At 69.1% G+C, this 16,517-nt stretch carries 16 protein-coding genes; 6 read left to right on the forward strand and 10 right to left on the reverse strand.

The features are described from left to right. The first annotated feature begins 83 nt into the window (after positions 1 to 83). The 4 genes from ACW173_RS19730 (at position 84) to lexA (ending at position 3,257) form a co-directional block, all read left to right on the forward strand. Positions 84 to 650: a lysophospholipid acyltransferase family protein gene (locus ACW173_RS19730; RefSeq protein WP_492081779.1), complete on the forward strand. Its 567-nt coding sequence runs from the start codon at positions 84 to 86 to the stop codon at positions 648 to 650. A gap of 63 nt (positions 651 to 713) precedes the next feature. Further along, positions 714 to 1,505, forward strand: coding sequence for a signal peptidase I (gene lepB, locus ACW173_RS19735; protein WP_492081780.1), 792 nt, complete (start codon positions 714 to 716; stop codon positions 1,503 to 1,505). A 51-nt stretch (positions 1,506 to 1,556) separates the two neighbouring features. Next, the gene (locus ACW173_RS19740; protein ID WP_492081781.1) at positions 1,557 to 2,378 is read left to right on the forward strand and encodes a class I SAM-dependent methyltransferase; all 822 of its coding nucleotides are present in this window, start codon (positions 1,557 to 1,559) and stop codon (positions 2,376 to 2,378) included. A 171-nt stretch (positions 2,379 to 2,549) separates the two neighbouring features. Next, positions 2,550 to 3,257 carry a transcriptional repressor LexA gene (lexA, locus tag ACW173_RS19745; protein ID WP_291878222.1) on the forward strand — a complete coding sequence of 236 codons (708 nt, stop codon included), beginning with the start codon at positions 2,550 to 2,552 and terminating at the stop codon, positions 3,255 to 3,257. A 209-nt stretch (positions 3,258 to 3,466) separates the two neighbouring features. Here lexA and ACW173_RS19750 read toward each other — a convergent pair whose 3' ends face one another. Both ACW173_RS19750 and ACW173_RS19755 read right to left on the reverse strand, forming a co-directional pair. Then, the gene (locus ACW173_RS19750) at positions 3,467 to 4,222 is read right to left on the reverse strand and encodes an isocitrate lyase/PEP mutase family protein (protein ID WP_492081782.1); all 756 of its coding nucleotides are present in this window, start codon (positions 4,220 to 4,222) and stop codon (positions 3,467 to 3,469) included. Positions 4,223 to 4,251: 29 nt separating this feature from the next. Next, entirely contained in the window at positions 4,252 to 6,357 is a 2,106-nt protein-coding gene (locus ACW173_RS19755; protein ID WP_492086020.1) for a ComEC/Rec2 family competence protein, read from the reverse strand. Positions 6,358 to 6,585: 228 nt separating this feature from the next. Between ACW173_RS19755 and gltX the strand changes: the two genes are divergently transcribed. Together gltX and gltA are read left to right on the forward strand one after the other, a co-directional pair. Next, positions 6,586 to 8,013, forward strand: a complete 1,428-nt coding sequence (gene gltX, locus ACW173_RS19760) for a glutamate--tRNA ligase (protein WP_492086021.1) — start codon at positions 6,586 to 6,588, stop codon at positions 8,011 to 8,013. A 67-nt stretch (positions 8,014 to 8,080) separates the two neighbouring features. After that, positions 8,081 to 9,361: a citrate synthase gene (gene gltA / locus ACW173_RS19765; RefSeq protein ID WP_492081783.1), complete on the forward strand. Its 1,281-nt coding sequence runs from the start codon at positions 8,081 to 8,083 to the stop codon at positions 9,359 to 9,361. Between the two features lie 53 nt (positions 9,362 to 9,414). On the opposite strand, the gene ACW173_RS19770 is transcribed toward gltA, so the two are convergent. Genes ACW173_RS19770 through ACW173_RS19805 form a run of 8 tightly spaced genes read right to left on the reverse strand, consistent with a single transcriptional unit; the run spans position 9,415 to position 16,515 of the window. Continuing rightward, positions 9,415 to 9,678 (reverse strand): EscU/YscU/HrcU family type III secretion system export apparatus switch protein, encoded by a 264-nt coding sequence (locus ACW173_RS19770; protein WP_492081784.1) that lies wholly within the window; start codon positions 9,676 to 9,678, stop codon positions 9,415 to 9,417. Beyond that, positions 9,675 to 11,432, reverse strand: coding sequence for a flagellar hook-length control protein FliK (fliK, locus tag ACW173_RS19775; RefSeq protein ID WP_492081785.1), 1,758 nt, complete (start codon positions 11,430 to 11,432; stop codon positions 9,675 to 9,677). The genes ACW173_RS19770 and fliK overlap by 4 nt, the downstream gene beginning before the upstream one ends. A 58-nt stretch (positions 11,433 to 11,490) precedes the next feature. Beyond that, on the reverse strand, positions 11,491 to 12,678 hold the full coding sequence (gene lpxB / locus ACW173_RS19780) for a lipid-A-disaccharide synthase (protein WP_492081786.1): 1,188 nt from the start codon (positions 12,676 to 12,678) through the stop codon (positions 11,491 to 11,493). After that, positions 12,678 to 13,520 carry a UDP-2,3-diacylglucosamine diphosphatase gene (gene lpxI, locus ACW173_RS19785; RefSeq protein WP_492081787.1) on the reverse strand — a complete coding sequence of 281 codons (843 nt, stop codon included), beginning with the start codon at positions 13,518 to 13,520 and terminating at the stop codon, positions 12,678 to 12,680. Before lpxI ends, lpxB begins: the two co-directional genes overlap by 1 nt. Before the next feature lie 9 nt (positions 13,521 to 13,529). Next, complete coding sequence (lpxA, locus tag ACW173_RS19790; protein WP_492081788.1) at positions 13,530 to 14,321, reverse strand: acyl-ACP--UDP-N-acetylglucosamine O-acyltransferase; 792 nt, start codon at positions 14,319 to 14,321, stop codon at positions 13,530 to 13,532. Beyond that, complete coding sequence (gene fabZ, locus ACW173_RS19795) at positions 14,318 to 14,797, reverse strand: 3-hydroxyacyl-ACP dehydratase FabZ (protein WP_492081789.1); 480 nt, start codon at positions 14,795 to 14,797, stop codon at positions 14,318 to 14,320. Before fabZ ends, lpxA begins: the two co-directional genes overlap by 4 nt. A 6-nt stretch (positions 14,798 to 14,803) precedes the next feature. Then, on the reverse strand, positions 14,804 to 15,823 hold the full coding sequence (lpxD, locus tag ACW173_RS19800; protein WP_492081790.1) for a UDP-3-O-(3-hydroxymyristoyl)glucosamine N-acyltransferase: 1,020 nt from the start codon (positions 15,821 to 15,823) through the stop codon (positions 14,804 to 14,806). A gap of 53 nt (positions 15,824 to 15,876) precedes the next feature. Continuing rightward, positions 15,877 to 16,515, reverse strand: coding sequence for an OmpH family outer membrane protein (locus ACW173_RS19805; protein WP_492081791.1), 639 nt, complete (start codon positions 16,513 to 16,515; stop codon positions 15,877 to 15,879). Positions 16,516 to 16,517 lie beyond the last annotated feature (2 nt).

Raw genomic sequence — 16,517 nt, forward strand, 5'->3', positions numbered from 1 at the left:
TTTTCCGCCTCGCCCGCTCACAGTCCGCTCAACAAGAAAGCCGCCGCGCCACGACGCCGGCGACGCCACGCGAGGAAGCGCGCATGCATTGGGTCGCCCGCGTGGTGAATTGGTCCCTCGTCGCCTTCTTCAAGCGCGAGGGCTGGACGATCGAGGGCTCGGCGTCGACGACGACCCGCAAGTTCGTGATCATCGCCGCGCCGCACACCAGCAACTGGGATTTCGTCTACTTCCTGGGCGCGGCCGACGCGCTGAACCTGAAGCTCAGCTTCATGGGCAAGGCCTCGCTGTTCCGCTGGCCATTCGCGAGGCTGATGAAGGACCTGGGCGGCGTGCCGATCGACCGCTCCCAGTCGCGCGACACGGTCCAGGCCATGGCCGACGAGTTCGCCCGGCGCGACGAATTCATGCTGACGATCGCGCCCGAGGGCACGCGCGGCAAGGCGGGCGGCTGGAAGACCGGCTTCTACAACATCGCCCTGAAGGCCGGCGTGCCGATGGTGCCCGGCTTCATGGACTACAAGCGCAAGGTCGTGGGCCTGGGCCCGGCGATGACGCCCAGCGGCGACTACGAGAAGGACCTGGCGGTCCTGGCGGCGTTCTACGCGCCCGTCACGCCCAAGCATCCGGACCTGAAGACTATTCTCTAGCGCGCCACGATTTAGCCAAGCTCGGCGTCCTAACCTTAGCTTGAGCCAAGCATGGGGACGGCGATGCGCAAGTGGACTGAAGGTCTGATAGAAGCCGCCAAGACGGCCGCCATCGTCCTGGTGGTGTTCCTGGTCCCACGGACGGTCTTCTGCCAACCGTTCACGATCCCGTCCGAGTCAATGCAGCCCACCCTGCTGGTTGGCGACTACATCCTGGTCTCCAAGTATCCGTACGGGATCAGCCGTCACTCGATCCCGCTCAGCCCGCCGGTCGGCCATGGCCGTCTGATGGGCCAGGCGCCCGTGCGCGGCGACATCGTGGTTTTCAAGAAGCCCAGTGACGGCCGCACCGACGTGATCAAACGCGTCATCGGCCTGCCCGGCGACCGCATCCAGATGAGCGGCGGCGTGGTGCGCATCAACGGCGCGGCTGTTACCCAGACCCTCACCAGCGTCGACGCCGAGGGCTCGCCCCGCGCCTGGCCGATCCCGGTACGCCACCTGCGCGAGACCCTGCCCAACGGTCGCACCTACGCCACCAACAGCTTCGGCGCCGAGACCCTGGCCGCCAATACCGGCGTCTACACCGTGCCGGCCGGCTGCTATTTCGTGATGGGCGACAATCGCGACAACTCGCTGGACAGCCGCTTCAATCCCGGTTCAACGCCAAAGGGCTACGCTTCCTGCGCCTGGGACGTCGCCCGCGACGCCGACCTGCCGCCGGAGCTGGGCATGGGCTTCATCCCGGCCGAAAACCTGGTCGGCCGCGCCGAGCGGGTGCTGTTCTCGTGGAACGGCCACGGCCTGCGCCTGGACCGCACCCTTAAGGCCCTCCCGGCGCCCAAGGTTGGCTGATCTCACAACCCCCGCTAGGGTCCGCGCCACTTCGGATTGACGGGGAATCGGATGCAGGCCCTCCTGACGACGCTACGCAAGGTGACGCCAGCGTCGCTGCGTCCGGTCCTGGGCCGCGTTCGCCGCGCCCTGACGGGCGGCCCGGACGCCGTCGCCGCGCCTCAAGAGATGTGGCATCTGGTCGGCGCCGCCGACGCCGACTACGTGCGCGTGGGCCAGCAGTTCAAGCAGCTGTTCCTCGAGGCCGGTCTGCGGCCCCATCACGCTATCCTCGACGTCGGCTGCGGCATCGGTCGCGCCGCCGCCCCGTTGGTCGACTATCTGGACGAGAACGGCCGCTACGCCGGCTTCGACGTGATGGCCCAGGCCATCGCCTGGTGCCAAGCCAACCTGGCCGTCGGCGACCCGCGCTTCACGTTCACCCACGCAGACATGCACAGCGACCGGTACAATCCGGCCGGGTCGCAGCCCGCCAGCGCATTCGTCTTCCCGTATCCTGACGCCAGCTTCGACTACGTGTTTCTGGGGTCGGTCTTCACCCACCTGCTGGCCGCCGACCAGGCCCAGTTCGCCCGCGAGATCGTCCGCGTGCTCAAGCCCGGCGGCATCAGCATCGTCTCCTGGTACCTGCTGGACGAGGAATCGCGCGGGAACACCGGCAACAGCCAGATCGTCTTCGACTTCATCCACCCTCTGGACGGCTGCTGGACGGCGACGCCGGACCTGCCCGAGGCGGTGATCGGCTACGACATCGAGACCGCCCTGGCCCAGTACGACGCTCTGGGCATGGACGTGATCAACCAGGCCCTCGGGGTGTGGCGCCGCCAGCCGATCCAGGACCAGGACATCGTCCTGGCCCGCAAGCGCGCCTGAAAGCTTTCGTTAAGCTTTTGATTCTGGCCGACATTTACCCTACCGGCCAAGCTAGCTATTGATTTTCCTCGCCTTTCTCCGGCGAACGACGCTCGACTTGACTTTAACGCGGAACGCCTAGAGAACATTCAAAAGGTTTGCGGTTTGTTCCGCGCTCCAGCCGAGGTTCACATGCTCACCCGCAAGCAGCACGAACTGCTGATGTTCATCCACGAGCGGATCAAGGAGACCGGCGTCTCCCCGTCCTTCGACGAGATGAAGGAGGCCCTGGACCTGGCTTCGAAGTCGGGCATTCACCGGCTGATCACGGCCCTGGAAGAGCGCGGCTTCATCCGCCGCCTGGCCCACCGGGCCCGGGCGCTGGAGGTGGTGAAGCTGCCGCAACAGGCCACGACCGCCGCGCCGCCCAAGGGCCGGGGCGCCTTCCGGCCGCAGGTGTTCGAAGGCGGCGGCTCGCCCCCGCCCGCTCCGGCCGCGTCCGCCGCGCCCGCCAATGACAGCCGCGAACTGCCGATCCTGGGCAAGATCGCCGCCGGCACCCCGATCGACGCCATCCAGCACGAACGCGAGCGCCTGCCGGTGCCGGAAGCCATGCTGGGCAATGGCGAGCACTATGTCCTTGAGGTGCAGGGCGACTCGATGATCGAGGCCGGCATCCTCGACGGCGACTACGTCATCATCAAGAAGGGCGACACCGCCACCTCGGGCGAGATCGTCGTCGCTCTGGTCGGCGAGGAAGCCACCCTCAAGCGCCTGCGCAAGAAAGGCGGCTCGATCGCCCTGGAAGCGGCCAACCCCAAGTACGAGACCCGCATCTTCGGCCCCGACCAGGTCGAGGTGCAGGGCAAGCTGGTGGGTTTGATCCGCCGATATCACTGAGTTTATCCCCGGCGAAAGCCGGGACCCAGACGACATCTGGAATTGGCCCCGACCTCAGACGAGGTTCGGGGTCTTTTCGTATCTAGCGCCTTCATTCCCGCCCCGAACAGAAGATCGGAAGGTCCGCTTCCGGCGCCGGCGTCCGGCTTTGTCGGTAACGGTATATCCCCTCATTTCAGGGCCGGAATGACGGATGGTGAGTTGGAAGGCTACAGCCGCCCCTCCTCCGCCAGCCGCTTGGCCGCCTTGTCGAAACCGGCCCAGGCCGCCGCCGCCAACGAGGCGCCGGTGCTGACCCGGCGAACGCCCAACGCGCCGAGGCTCTCGACCGACATGTCCGGGCCCCAGAACAGGACGTTGACCGGCTTGGGCGCCACGGCCTGAACGATGGCCCGGATCTCCTCGGGAGCGGTGACCGCCGGGGCGTACAGGCAATCGGCGCCAGCCTCGGCATAGGCCTTCAGACGCTCCACGGTCGGGGCCAGGTCACGAACGCCGCGCAGATACCCCTCGGTGCGGCCGACCAGGATCACGTCCTGCCCCGAGGCGTCGATGGCGGCGCGGGCGGCCTTGAGGCGCGCGACGGCGACCGGCGGGTCGTAGAGCGCCGAGCCGGACCAGTCCTCGATCGACAGGCCCGCGACGCCGGCCTGGATGGCCAGGGTGACGCTCTCACCGACGCCCTCGGGCGTGTCGGCGAAGCCGGCTTCGAAGTCGGCGTTCACCGGCAGGTCGGTGGCCGCGCACAGCATTCGCAGGTGGTCGATGACCTCGTCACGGGTGATCTGGCCGTCGTCCTTGCCCAGGGCCCAGGCCGCGCCGGCGCTGGTCGAGGCCAGGGCCTTGAAGCCCAGATTCCGCAGGCGTTTGGCGCTGCCGGCGTCCCAGGGATTGGGCAGGGCGAAACAGCCCTCGGCATGCAGGGCGCGGAAAGCGGCGCGGCGGGCGGCGAACGGGTTCGACATCACGGATTCTCCAGAAGACGGAGCAAGACCTAGCCGCCGCTCGTGACATCAGGTGTCAGCAGGCGACGGCTCCAGGGCCGCTCGCCCCGCAAGGGCTGAGCCCAGACGATGCGCCAGCCGTCGGGCCGGCGATAGAGTTCGGCCGCCCCGCCGCGCGCGAAATCCTCGGCCGCCAGCAGCACCGCGTCGGCGCACAGCGGCGGCACGCGCGGCGGCGCGGGACCTCGGATGACCACGACCTCGCTGGCCACGCACATGCCAGACAGGGTCTCGGCGTCCGGTGTCTTCCGGCTCCAGGCTAGGGACAACCGCACCGGCGCGCCCAGGGCCGGGGCGCAGACCCGCTTGTCGCAGGCATAGAGGCTCCAGGTCGCCGGCTCCAGGCCGCGCCGCCTGGCCCATAGCTCGGCCCCGAACCGCTTGGCGTCGGTGCGCAGCAACACCGCCGCGTCGCCCGAGCGCACGGCGGCCGTGGCCCCATCGGCGGCGATCCAGGCGTCCGGCGCCTCCGGCCGAGGCCACAGGGCGACGGCCAGGGCCAGCGGCGCGCCGATCCAGCGCAGGGCGCCTCTCCACAGGCACAGGATCATCAGGCCAAGGAAGGCGACCACCAACACCTGGGGCGGCGCGCTGGCCACGATCCTCTGCGCGCCATGAGCGTCGGCGAAGCCATTGGCGATCCCGACCATGCCGTCGATGCCCCAGCCGGCCACGGCCAGGAACGGCGCGCCCAGGCCGAATGGCTCCAGCAAGGTGCCGATCGCCAGGAACGGCATGATCACGAACGACGACAGTGGCGCGACCGCCAGATTGGCCGGCAGGCCCCAGACGGCGACGCGGTTGAAGTGCTGCATGGCGAACGGCGCCGTGGCCAGGCCCGCCACCAGGCTGGCCGCCACCGAGGCGGCCAGCCAGACGATCCCCGCCTGCGGCCAGCGGATCCACCAGGGCGTCGAGATCTCCTTGACCGGTCGGGGCCAGGCCTCGGCCAGCGCGACCAGGGCGGCGGTGGCGGCGAACGACATCTGGAAGCCCGGCTCGCCGGCCGTCTCCGGCTTCAGGGCCAGGATCAGCAGGGCCGCGACGGCCAGGCCGTGCAGGGTGATGGCCCGCCGGTCGAACAGGATGGCCAGGAAGGCCACGCTGGCCGTGATCGCCGCCCGCTCGGCCGGCGGCGGCGCGCCGGAGATGACCAGATAGCCCAGCACGGCGGCCAGGCCAGCGATGGCGGCGATCTTCTTGCCCGGCGCCCGCAAGGCCAGCCACGGCCAGGCGGCGACGCCCAGCCGCACCACGCCGAACACGAAGCCGCCGACGATGGCCATGTGCAGGCCGGAGATGGAGAGGATATGCGCCAAGCCCGAGGCGCGCATGGCCTCGGTCTGGTCCTCGGTGATCCAGGCCTCGTGGCCGGTGACCATGGCCGCTCCGATGCCGCCGCTGCTCGGGCCCATCCGCGCCAGGATCCGTTGGGCCAGACTCCAGCGGAAGGCGTTGACCGCCATGGACACGCGCAGACGTAGGGGCGGCGGGTCCAGTCGCGCGGCGTCCCAGTCGCCAATCATGAACCCGACGCCGCCGATCGAATCGAACCAGGCGTCGCGAGCGAAGTCGTACGACCCAGGCGCGGCCGGCGGCGGCGGCGGACCCAGCATCGCCCGCAGGCGCACCTTCCGCCCCGGCGCGGGCGTCTCGTTCTCACCGATCGTCACCCGGATCCGACGCGGCGTCCGCTCCGGCGCCAGGCCCGACACCGCGACCGGCGCGATCAGCAGGCGCGGCCCGCCCGCGCCGGGACTGACAACGTCGACGACGAAGCCCTCCACGCGCCGCACGACCCGCTCGCCAGCCATGACCGGCGCGGCCACCCGGTCGCTGCGGAGCTTGGCGGCGAAGCCTCCCCCTGCCCCACAGGCCACCAGGCTGGTCAGAACCACCAGCAGTGTCGCCGCACCGCGCCTTCGCGCCACCTGCCAGACGATCGTCAGGACCAGCGCCACGCCGCCGAGCAACCAAGGAGACGGCTCGCGCGCCGCCTCCAGGTAGCCCGCGGCGCCCAAGCCGAACGCCACGGGCGTCCACGGGAAGGCGCGGGCTTCGTTGACTCGTAGTTCGGCTCCAATCAGCGCCAACAGGCCTCGCCACGAAGCCCGCGTTACGGCCGCCGGCGGCGCAGTATCGGCGATTTCCGCGCCTAACACTCGGAAACCACTGTATTTTTGACGATTAAGCCAAGTTCGCCGCGATGCGGAAAAGCGCTAGTCCGGGCAGGAAGCGGCATGCTAAGACGCCCCGCCCAAGCCGCGTTGCGGCCGGCGCTTTTCGACGCCGACGCGGCGTCCAGCCTTGCAGCCCTGAAGTCCATGTCGAACCCCACTCCTACCGGCCCCTCCACGACGGGCGTTGTCACGCGCTTCGCGCCCTCGCCCACCGGTTTCCTGCATATCGGCGGCGCCCGCACTGCGCTGTTCAACTGGTTATATGCACGCCACACGGGAGGGAAGTTCCTTGTTCGCGTCGAGGACACCGATCGCGAGCGCTCGACCGAGGCGGCCGTCGCGGCCATCTTCGAGGGTCTGAACTGGCTGGGTCTGGAATCGGACGATGAGGTCGTCTTCCAGCACACCCGCGCCCCGCGTCACGTCGAGGCCGTGCAGGAGATGCTGGCCGCCGGCCGCGCCTATCGCTGCTGGATGACCGTCGAGGAACTGGAAGTCGCCCGCGAGAAGGCCCGCGCCGAAGGCCGCGCCATCCGCTCGCCCTGGCGCGATGCGCCCGAGGGCGACCTGTCGGCGCCGCACGTGATCCGCTTCAAGGGTCCGCTGGACGGCGTGACCGTGGTCGACGACATGGTCAAGGGCCCGGTGACCTTCCGCAATATCGAGCTGGACGACCTGGTCCTGCTGCGGGCTGACGGCGCCCCGACCTACAACCTGGCCGTGGTCGTCGACGACCACGACATGGGCGTCACCCACGTCATCCGTGGCGACGACCACCTGAACAACGCCGCCCGCCAGAGCCTGATCTACAAGGCGCTGGGCTGGACCGTGCCGGCCTTCGCCCACATCCCGCTGATCCATGGGCCCGACGGCGCCAAGCTCAGCAAGCGTCACGGCGCGCAGGCCGTCGGCGAGTTCGCCGACCTGGGCTACATCCCCGAAGGCATGCGCAACTACCTGGCGCGCCTGGGCTGGGGCCATGGCGACGACGAGGTGTTCAACGATGAACAGGCGATCAGCTGGTTCGACGTGGCCGACGTGGTCAAGGCGCCGGCGCGCCTGGACTGGGCCAAGCTGAACCACATCAACGCCCAGCACCTGCGCAAGGCCGACGATACGCGCCTGACCGCGCTGGCCCTGACGGCCGCCGAGAAGCGCGGCGAGGCCCTGCCGGCCGACGCCCGCGAGCGCATCGCCCGCACCGTTCCCGAAGTGAAGGAAGGCGCCAAGACCATCCTGGAGCTGGTGGATCACTGTGCGTTCGCACTGAAGGTGCGGCCGCTGGCGCTGGAAGAGAAAACCCAAAAGCAGCTGACCGAAGAAACCGTCGAGCGCCTGACGCGCCTTCGGGAGCAACTGGCTTCGGTAGCGACCTTCGACGCCGCCTCCTTGGAAACCGCGTTGAAAACGTTCGCGGAATCCGAGGGTGTCGGCTTCGGCAAATTCGGCCCTGCCCTGCGCGGGATCCTGACCGGCGGCGCGCCGGCGCCGGACCTGAACAAGACCATGGCCGCGCTCTCCCGAGAAGAGAGCCTGGGGCGCCTTGACGACGCCCTGGCGTCGCGCGCATGAGGCGCTATAACGCACGTGCGAAAACGAAAGTTGGACTGCTCGTTCCAATTTATGAAGGGGTCTAAGTATGACCGATAAAGCCACGCTGACGATCGGCGACAAGAGCTACGACCTGCCGATCCTCAAGGGCAGCACGGGTCCGGACGTCCTCGACATCCGGAAGGTCTATGCCGAAAGCGACCACTTCACCTTCGATCCGGGCTTCACGTCGACCGCGTCGTGCGAGAGCAAGATCACCTATATCGATGGCGACGCGGGCGTCTTGCTGCACCGCGGCTATCCGATCGACCAACTGGCCGAGAAGTCCTCGTTCCTCGAGGTCTGCCACCTGCTGCTGAACGGCGAACTGCCGACGGCCGAGGAATTCGCCAAGTTCGAGAACAACATCACCTACCACACGATGTTGCATGCTCAGTTCGACCGCTTCTTCGAGGGCTTCCGCCGCGACGCCCACCCGATGGCCGTCATGACCGGCGCCGTCGGCGCCCTGTCGGCCTTCTACGCCGACAGCATCAATGTCGACGACGCCCGTGAGCGCGAGATCAGCGCTCATCGCCTGATCGCCAAGATGCCGACGATCGCCGCCCGCGCCTACAAGTACACGGTCGGCCAGCCGTTCGTGTCGCCGCGCAACGACCTGTCGTACTCGGAAAACTTTCTGCGCATGTGCTTCGCCGTGCCTGCCGAGGACTGGAAGCCGAACCCGGTGCTGACCCGCGCCATGGACCGGATCTTCATCCTGCACGCCGACCATGAGCAGAACGCCTCGACCTCGACCGTCCGTCTGGCCGGCTCGTCGGGCGCGCACCCGTTCGCCTGCATCGCCGCCGGCATCGCCTGCCTGTGGGGCCCGTCGCACGGCGGCGCCAACCAGGAAGCCCTGGAGATGCTGGAGACGATCGGTTCGGTCGAGAACATCCCGGACTACGTCCAGGGCGTGAAGGACCGCAAGTACAAGCTGATGGGCTTCGGCCACCGCGTGTACAAGAACTTCGACCCGCGCGCGAAAGTGATGCAGAAGACCGCCCACGAAGTGCTGGCGGAACTGGGCCACAACAACGACCCGCTGCTGCAGGTCGCCCAGGAATTGGAAAAGGTCGCCCTGAGCGATCCGTACTTCATCGACCGCAAGCTGTACCCGAACATCGACTTCTATTCGGGCATCACCCTGCGCGCGATGGGCTTCCCGACCAACATGTTCACCGTGCTGTTCGCCCTGGCCCGCACCGTCGGCTGGATCAGCCAGTGGAAGGAAATGTTCGAGGACCCCACCCGCAAGATCGGGCGTCCGCGTCAGCTCTACACGGGCGCCACGCAGCGCGACTACGTTCCTGTTGAAAAGCGCTAGGCTTCCTCTCCAGGACAACGGATCAGGCCCTGCTTCGGCGGGGCCTTTTTCGTTTAGCGCTTCAGCAGGAAGCCGAGGACCTCCGCCACGGCGCGATAGAGCGCCTCGGGAATCTCTTCGTCGATCTCGATGGTCGACAGGGCCTGGGCCAGCACCGGGTCTTCCTCGATCGGCACGCCGTGCTCGCGGGCCGTCTCGATGATCTTCTCGCCCACCCAGCCCTGGCCGGACGCGACCACCTTGGGGGCGTTGGGCTCTTCGTAAAGCAGGGCCACGGCGATGCGCGGACGCGCGGAGGGTCCAGTGACGCCGTTCATGAGGCCTGGTCCACGAAATGGCCCAGCGGGCTGACGCCGCCTGGGCTGGGCGGAGCGCCGGAATGGACCGCGACCTCGGGCGACAGCTCGGCCTCGCGCAGGGCCGCGGCCAGGCTTTCCTCGCCGGCGCGGAAACGGGCGATGGTCTCGGCGCGCTCGGCCCATAGGGAAACGCGGGTTCGAGCCCCCGTCAGGGTCACCATCGCGTGGACGGGACCCAGCGGCTCGATATCGATCGAAAACCTGGCCTTGTAGGTGCGTTCGGCCGGTCCGATCGCGCCGCCGCCGGAGCCGCCGCCGTCGTGGCTGATCTCGAATTGCGCGACGGCTACGCCCTGTGGCGTCACGAACGGCAGGTCGAGGTTCAGGCGCGCGCCCGGCTGGCGCACCTCGGGGCTCTCGAGCTCGTGGTGCTGGGCCTCGGGCAGGGAGGCGATCTGCATCAGGTCCTGGCGGGCCAGCGCTCCGCTCGCGCCCTTCAGCAGGCCGCGCACCACGTCGATGGTCGGCTGGCCCATCGACGGGGTCGGCGGCGTCGGCTTCTGGCCGGCCATCGGTCCGCCAGCATAGGGCGGCGGCGGCACCTTGGAGCGCGCGATCTCGGCGGCCGGAGCGCCATAGCCGCGCGAGACGGCGTTCCGGGCCTCGGCCTGCGAGTTGGACGGCGGCTCCTCGGTCACCGCGTCCTCGGCCATCAGGCCGGCCTGGATCAAGGGTGACAGCGCGGAACGCGCGGCGGGCGCGGGCCGCGGCGCGGTTTTGATCGGCGCCACCAACGAACCAAAGCGCGCCGCGAGCATGCCGGGTTTGAGCGGCGGGGTGGCGTCTTCGCTCCCCGCCGTTTCCGGCGACGGAGGCGTAGGCGCGGTCGCCAGGGCCGGGCCGAGCTCGAAAGCGCGGGTGACGCCCGGCTGAGCCGGCTGAGCGGGCTGAGCCTGGACTGGCGTCGAAGCCGGCTGCGAGATCGGCTGCATAGTCGCTTGCGCGGGCCCCGGAGCAGGTCGAGGGCCAGCGGGAGACAGGCTAGCGGGTGTCTCGGCTTCGGCCGTGGGACTCGCCGAAGGCTCCGCGAGCGGTTCGGTCGCCACCTGAGGCGCGGCGCGGGCCAGCCAGGCCGACAGCGCGCCGCGGAAGACCAGCAGCGCGGCCTTCATGTCATTGGCCTGCGGCGGCGCGGGCGCGGGATCCCCGACGACGGGCGGCGCGGCGGCGCGGGCCATACTGGCTTCCAGGAAGACGCCGGAACGCTCGACGGCCTGGCGCAGGCCCTGGGGCGTGGCCAACTCGGCGGCCTGGGGTGGCTTGGCCAGCAGCGCCCTGCCCGCTTCACGCACCTCGGACGGCATGTCGGGACGGTCGACGACAGCGCGGACATTGGCCATCAGCGGCGCGATCCCGGCCTGGCGCGGCACGGCCTCGGCGGCGGCGGTGCGCACGGCGCGGGCCATGCGGCTCTCGGGCGCGATCCTAGGCGCGAGGGCCTGCGGGACCTGCGGCGCGCCCTTGGGCGTGCCGGCGGCGTCCGCGGCGTGACCGGCGTCCTGCGTGGAGGTCTGGCCGACCTGCTCCACCGGCGCCCCGGTTTTGGGCGCCTGGGGCGCGGCTGGACGGCCGACGATCTGGCCCAGCTCGGCGGTCATGTTCGTCAGGGCCTGACGCGCCATGGCCTGCAGAACCGCGACCGAATCCGGAGGGGTTCCAACCGGATGGGATGGAAGGATGGGGGTCACGGGCGTGGTCGGGTCGATGGCCACGACGACGGCTCCACGGCGACAGTTGTCCCCACACTATGAGTCGAGCGTAAAGCCTTGGTTAACCTTCGCCGTGGGCGCGGCCCCACAGAAAGGCCAGCAAGGCGTCGGCGGCGGCCTCGGACGGGTCAGGCATGCCGCGCCCCATCTTGTCCAGGGCGGCGCTCTGCTCGGCCGCCTGACGGGCGCGCAGGGCGGGATCGTCCAGCAGTCGGCCGACTTCGCGCGCCAAGGCTTCGCCGTCGCAGGCGTCCTGCAACAGCTCCGGCGCGACGGCCTTGCCGGCCGCGATGTTGAACAGCGTCACCCACTTCGGCTTCATCAGCCGCTTGAGGATGGCGTAGGTGATCGCGCCGGTCTTGTAGCCGACCACCATCGGCGCGCCGGCCAGGGCCAGTTCGGTCGTCACGGTGCCGCTGCAGGCCAGGGCGACATCACCGGCGACGAAGGCGTCGTCCTTGAGCTGGTCGTCCTCGATCACGTGGGCGCGGAACGGCCAGCCGGCGACGCGAGCCTTCACGGCCTCGGCGACGGTGTAGGCGGCGGGGATCACGACCACCAGTTCGGGCCGGTCGGCTTTCAGGCGGCGCACGGCGTCCTCGAAGGCCGGCATGACACGCTCGATCTCGGATGGACGGCTGCCGGGCAGCACCAGCAGGATCCGGTCGGTCGCCGAGGCCCTGACCGCTTCACGCAAGCGTGCGCCATCGGCGTGGTCGAAACGCTTGGCCAGGGCCGAGTTGCCCACGAAGACGTTTTCGAGCCCGGCGGCGTCGAAATACGGCTTGTCCATGGGCTGGATCGACAGCAGCAGGTCGACAGCCTTGGCCAGTCCCTTGGCGCGGCCCTGGCGATAGGCCCAGACCTGCGGCGCGACGTACTTCACCAGCGGCAGCCCGGGGTCCAGTTTCCGCAGCGCGTGCGCCAGGCGGATGTTGAAGCCCCAGCTGTCGATCAGGATCGCCACATCGGGCTTTTCCCGGGCCGCCAGGGCCACGGAGTCGTCCAGGCGGGCCTTGACCGTCGGATAAGCCTTCAGGCCCTCCCAGATGCCCAGGATCGACAGCTGGGCGATGTCGAAGGGGCTATCGACCCCCTGCTCGGCCATCTTGGCCCCGCCAATGCCGACGAAGGTCACCTGCTCACCCAGCCGCGCCCGCAGCGCCTTGGCCAGGCTGGCGCCGAGGGCGTCGCCCGAGGCCTCGGCGGCGACCAGCATCACTTTGAGAGGCTTCTTGGGCAGGGCCATCAGGGCCGGCCCTGCGGATCGACCCCCAGCACGAAGAGGCCGAGATCGTCGGCGCAGGCGATCACCGCGTCGCGGTCGACCACCAGCAGGCGGCCGGTCTCGCCGACCACGCCGGCCAGGCCCGCACGCGCCGCGCGCTGGATCGTGGCGACGCCGATGGTTGGCAGGTCCACCTTGGTCTCCTGGATCGGCTTGGGAGCCTTGGCCAGCACGCCGCGGGGACGCTCGGCGGAGCCCCGGATGGCCTTGGGGAGCTGCTCGACGCGACGCAGCATGGCGTCGGTGCCTTCCTGGGCCTCGACGGCCAGCACCAAGCCCTCGCAGACCACGGCGCCCTGCCCCACGTCCAGTCGACCGATCTCGCGGGCTACGTGCAGGGCCTTGTCGATGTCGGCCATCTGCTCGGGCTGAGGCGTATGCTTGCCAAGGCGGCCGCGCGGCAGGGTCATCTCGCCCATTACCTCATGGGCGCCCTCGATCTCGAAGCCTTCCTTCTCGAACTCGTCCAGCACGCGGCGCAGCAGGGCGTCGTCGCCCTTGCGCGCGGCGACGATCAGGCTGGGCAGAACCTTCACGCCCCGGCCGTCGGGCATAAGCTTGGAGAAGTCGGGGCGGCTGACATCGCCCGCGAAGCAGACGACCTCGCAGCCCTCGGCCTTCAGCGCCTTGAACGCCTTGCCGAACTCGCCGATGCCCACTTCCGCGCCGGCGTAGCGGGCCAGGCCCGGCTCGGCGAACCCGCGCAGGCGCATGACCGCGAAGGCGCGCCCGGCGGCCTCGCAATGGGCCGCCAGCTCGACGGGAAGCGACCCGCCGCCGGCGATCAGACCCAGCTTGCGCATAACTCTATCCTAAACTTCCCGCTCGGGCAGGCAGAGCGGGCGGTTGGCGTCGGCGCGAATGAAATCGACGATCTCCATGACTTCGGGATTCCCGGCATGGATCTCGGCCACGTCGTCCAGGCGCTCCTGGAACGTGCCCTCGTCGGCGAACATCAGGCGATAGGCCGCGCGCAGGGCGTTGATCGTCTCGCGCGAGAAGCCCCGGCGCTTGAGGCCGACCAGATTGAGGCCTTCGAGGTGGGCATGATTGCCCCACACCGAGCCGTAGGGAATGACGTCCTTGGTCACCGCGGCCAGGCCGCCGATGAAGCTGTAGCGGCCGATGCGCGAGAACTGGTGCGCGGCGGCCAGGCCGCCCATGAAAACATAGTCGCCGATCGACACGTGGCCGCCCAGGGTCGCGCCCTTGGCCAGCACCACGAAGTCGCCGACGATGCAGTCGTGGGCGACGTGCGAGCCGACCATGTAGAGGCCGTCCGAGCCGATCGTGGTCACGCCGCGGCCCGAGGCCGTGCCGGTGTGCATGGTCACGTGCTCTCGGATGATGTTGCGCGGACCGATCAGGAGTTCGGTTCGCTCGCCCTTGTGTCCCAGGTGCTGCGGCGGGCCGCCCAGATTGGCGAACGAATGGACGACGCAGCCTTCGCCCAGCGTCGTCGCGCCTTCCACCACCACGTGTGACAGCAGGCGCACGCCGGCTTCCAGGGTCACGTCGGGGCCGACGATGCTGTAGGGACCGATCTCGACGTCCGAGGCGATCTTGGCTTCCGGCGCAACGATGGCGGTGGGGTGGATCGTCATGCCTTGGGCCCCGTCTCGACCACCATGGCGGCGAACTCGACCTCGGCGGCCACCTTGTCGCCGACCTTGGCCACACCCTTGAACTTGAAGATCGACGAGCGGGCGCGCAGCACCTCGACTTCCATGCGGATCACGTCGCCGGGACGCACGGGCGTGCGGAAGCGGGCGTTGTCGACCGACATGAAGAAGATGGTCTTGCCCTCGGTGTCGACTTCCAGGGACTTGCTCATCAGCACAGCGCCCGTCTGGGCCAGGGCCTCGATGATCAGCACGCCGGGCATCACCGGATTGCCGGGGAAGTGGCCCTGGAAGAACGGTTCGTTGACCGTCACGCACTTGATGCCGACGATCGACTTGTGGGCCTGGTAGTCCTCGGCGCGATCGACCAGCAGGAACGGATAGCGGTGCGGAATCCGCGCCAGGATCTCGGCGATGTCGATATCCGTCCGCACCGTTTCCTCGGTGTTCTGGGTCATTGAACTTTAGCCCCTCGTGCCTCGGCCGCCCGCCATGCGCGAGAGCCATGCGGTCTCCCGAAGCCACCGCTTGAGCGGTCGCGCCGGAAAGCCCGTCCAAGTTTCACCTGCCGGCACGTCCTTGAACACCGAGGCGGCCGCCCCGATGCTCGCGCCCGAGCCGATATTCAAATGGTCGGCGACGCCGGCCTTGCCGCCGAAGGCGACACCGTCGCCGACGATCGTACTGCCCGACAGCCCGGTATAGGCCGCCAGCACGCAATTGCGTCCTACACGGACGTTGTGCGCGACATGCACCAGGTTGTCGATCTTGGTGTTCTCGCCCACCGTCGTGTCAGCGAAGGCGCCGCGGTCGACGCAGCTGTTGGCGCCGATCGTGACGTTATCCTGGATCACCACCCGACCCAGCTGCGGCATGTCGACCATGCCGCTCGGCCCGGCGGCGGCGCCGAAGCCCGCCTCGCCGAGAACCGCGCCTGCCGAGATCGACACCCGGTCGCCCAGCAAGGCGAAACCGATCACCGCGTTGGCGCCGATGACACAACCACGGCCGACCAGCACGCCCGGACCGATCACGGCCCCGGGACCGATGCGCGTGCCGCGCCCGATGCGGGCGCCCTGCCCGATCGCCACGTTCGGCGACAGCAGCACGCCGTCCTCAAGCTCGGCCTCGGGATGGATAGCGGCGGCGCCCGTCTCGTGACGGCGAGGCGTGTGCAGGCGATTAGCCGCGGCGGCCCAGGCGGCTTGCGGATGTTTGGTGACAAGCGCGGCGCAGGACGCGGGCAAGAAATCCTTGTGCTCCGGACGCACGAAACAGGCGCCGGCCTGGGTGGTCCCGGCGGCGTCCTTGCGTTTGGCGTCGGAGAAAAAGGCGATCGCCTGGCCATCGGCTGCGTCCAACGGCGCGGCGCGGATGATCAAGCGGTCGCTCCAGGCGGCGTCCGCCAGTTCGGCGGCGCCGACCCGGGCCAACTCGGAAAGCGACGCCGGACCCGGGCTATCGAAGAAACGCGGGTCCGGCATGGTTCCTCACGGCAGAAACGTTCCCCAAGGTAAACCTTGAGGAGACGATTCGCTTACTTATTGGTCGGCTGCAGCGCCGCGGCGCCCGGGAGCTGCTGGTCCAGGCGTTCACGATCGAAGGTCAGCGTCTTGATGCGGGCGTCCAGGGCGGTCACCACGCCGTCGGTGATGTCCATGGCCGGATTCGCCAGCATCACGGATTCACGATCGAACAGGATGCTGCACTTCTGGGCCTGGTAGACCTGACGGATGGGCGTATCCATCTCTTGATAGACGCGCGAGAGCGCCTTCTGTTCGGTCGCTTCGACTTCACGCTGGCGCAGCTGGCCCTTGCGCTGCCAGGCGTTGGCCTTGACCTGCAGGGCGGCGGCCTGCTGCTCCAGGGCGTCCTGGGCGGTGGTCGCCTTCTTGGCGTCCAGGGCCTTGCCTTCGTTTTCCAGGGCCGTGCGCTCACCGCTCAGCTCGGCGTTGACCTGCTGGGTGATGGTCTGCAGACGCGCGGCGACGGCCTTGCCGACCTGCGACTGACCCACGGCGCGTTGGCTCGAGAAGATGCACACGCCGGCCAGGGCCGGACCGTGCGTCACGGCCGGAGCCGCCGGCGCGGCGGCCGGCGCCGTCTGGGCCGAAGCGGTGGTCGCGATAGCGAGAGCGACGACACTGGTGGCGGCCGCGGACAGGAACTTGGACATGT

It is taken from the genome of Caulobacter sp. ALps2 (genome assembly GCF_058681635.1).

Coding starts and splice junctions, on each gene's coding strand:
- ACW173_RS19730 (WP_492081779.1), top strand. CDS start 84: ATGCATTGGGTCGCCCGCGTGGTGAATTGGTCCCTCGTCGCCTTCTTC.
- lepB (WP_492081780.1), top strand. CDS start 714: ATGCGCAAGTGGACTGAAGGTCTGATAGAAGCCGCCAAGACGGCCGCC.
- ACW173_RS19740 (WP_492081781.1), top strand. CDS start 1,557: ATGCAGGCCCTCCTGACGACGCTACGCAAGGTGACGCCAGCGTCGCTG.
- lexA (WP_291878222.1), top strand. CDS start 2,550: ATGCTCACCCGCAAGCAGCACGAACTGCTGATGTTCATCCACGAGCGG.
- ACW173_RS19750 (WP_492081782.1), bottom strand. CDS start 4,222: ATGTCGAACCCGTTCGCCGCCCGCCGCGCCGCTTTCCGCGCCCTGCAT.
- gltX (WP_492086021.1), top strand. CDS start 6,586: ATGTCGAACCCCACTCCTACCGGCCCCTCCACGACGGGCGTTGTCACG.
- gltA (WP_492081783.1), top strand. CDS start 8,081: ATGACCGATAAAGCCACGCTGACGATCGGCGACAAGAGCTACGACCTG.
- ACW173_RS19770 (WP_492081784.1), bottom strand. CDS start 9,678: ATGAACGGCGTCACTGGACCCTCCGCGCGTCCGCGCATCGCCGTGGCC.
- lpxB (WP_492081786.1), bottom strand. CDS start 12,678: ATGGCCCTGCCCAAGAAGCCTCTCAAAGTGATGCTGGTCGCCGCCGAG.
- lpxI (WP_492081787.1), bottom strand. CDS start 13,520: ATGCGCAAGCTGGGTCTGATCGCCGGCGGCGGGTCGCTTCCCGTCGAG.
- lpxA (WP_492081788.1), bottom strand. CDS start 14,321: ATGACGATCCACCCCACCGCCATCGTTGCGCCGGAAGCCAAGATCGCC.
- fabZ (WP_492081789.1), bottom strand. CDS start 14,797: ATGACCCAGAACACCGAGGAAACGGTGCGGACGGATATCGACATCGCC.
- lpxD (WP_492081790.1), bottom strand. CDS start 15,823: ATGCCGGACCCGCGTTTCTTCGATAGCCCGGGTCCGGCGTCGCTTTCC.
- ACW173_RS19805 (WP_492081791.1), bottom strand. CDS start 16,515: ATGTCCAAGTTCCTGTCCGCGGCCGCCACCAGTGTCGTCGCTCTCGCT.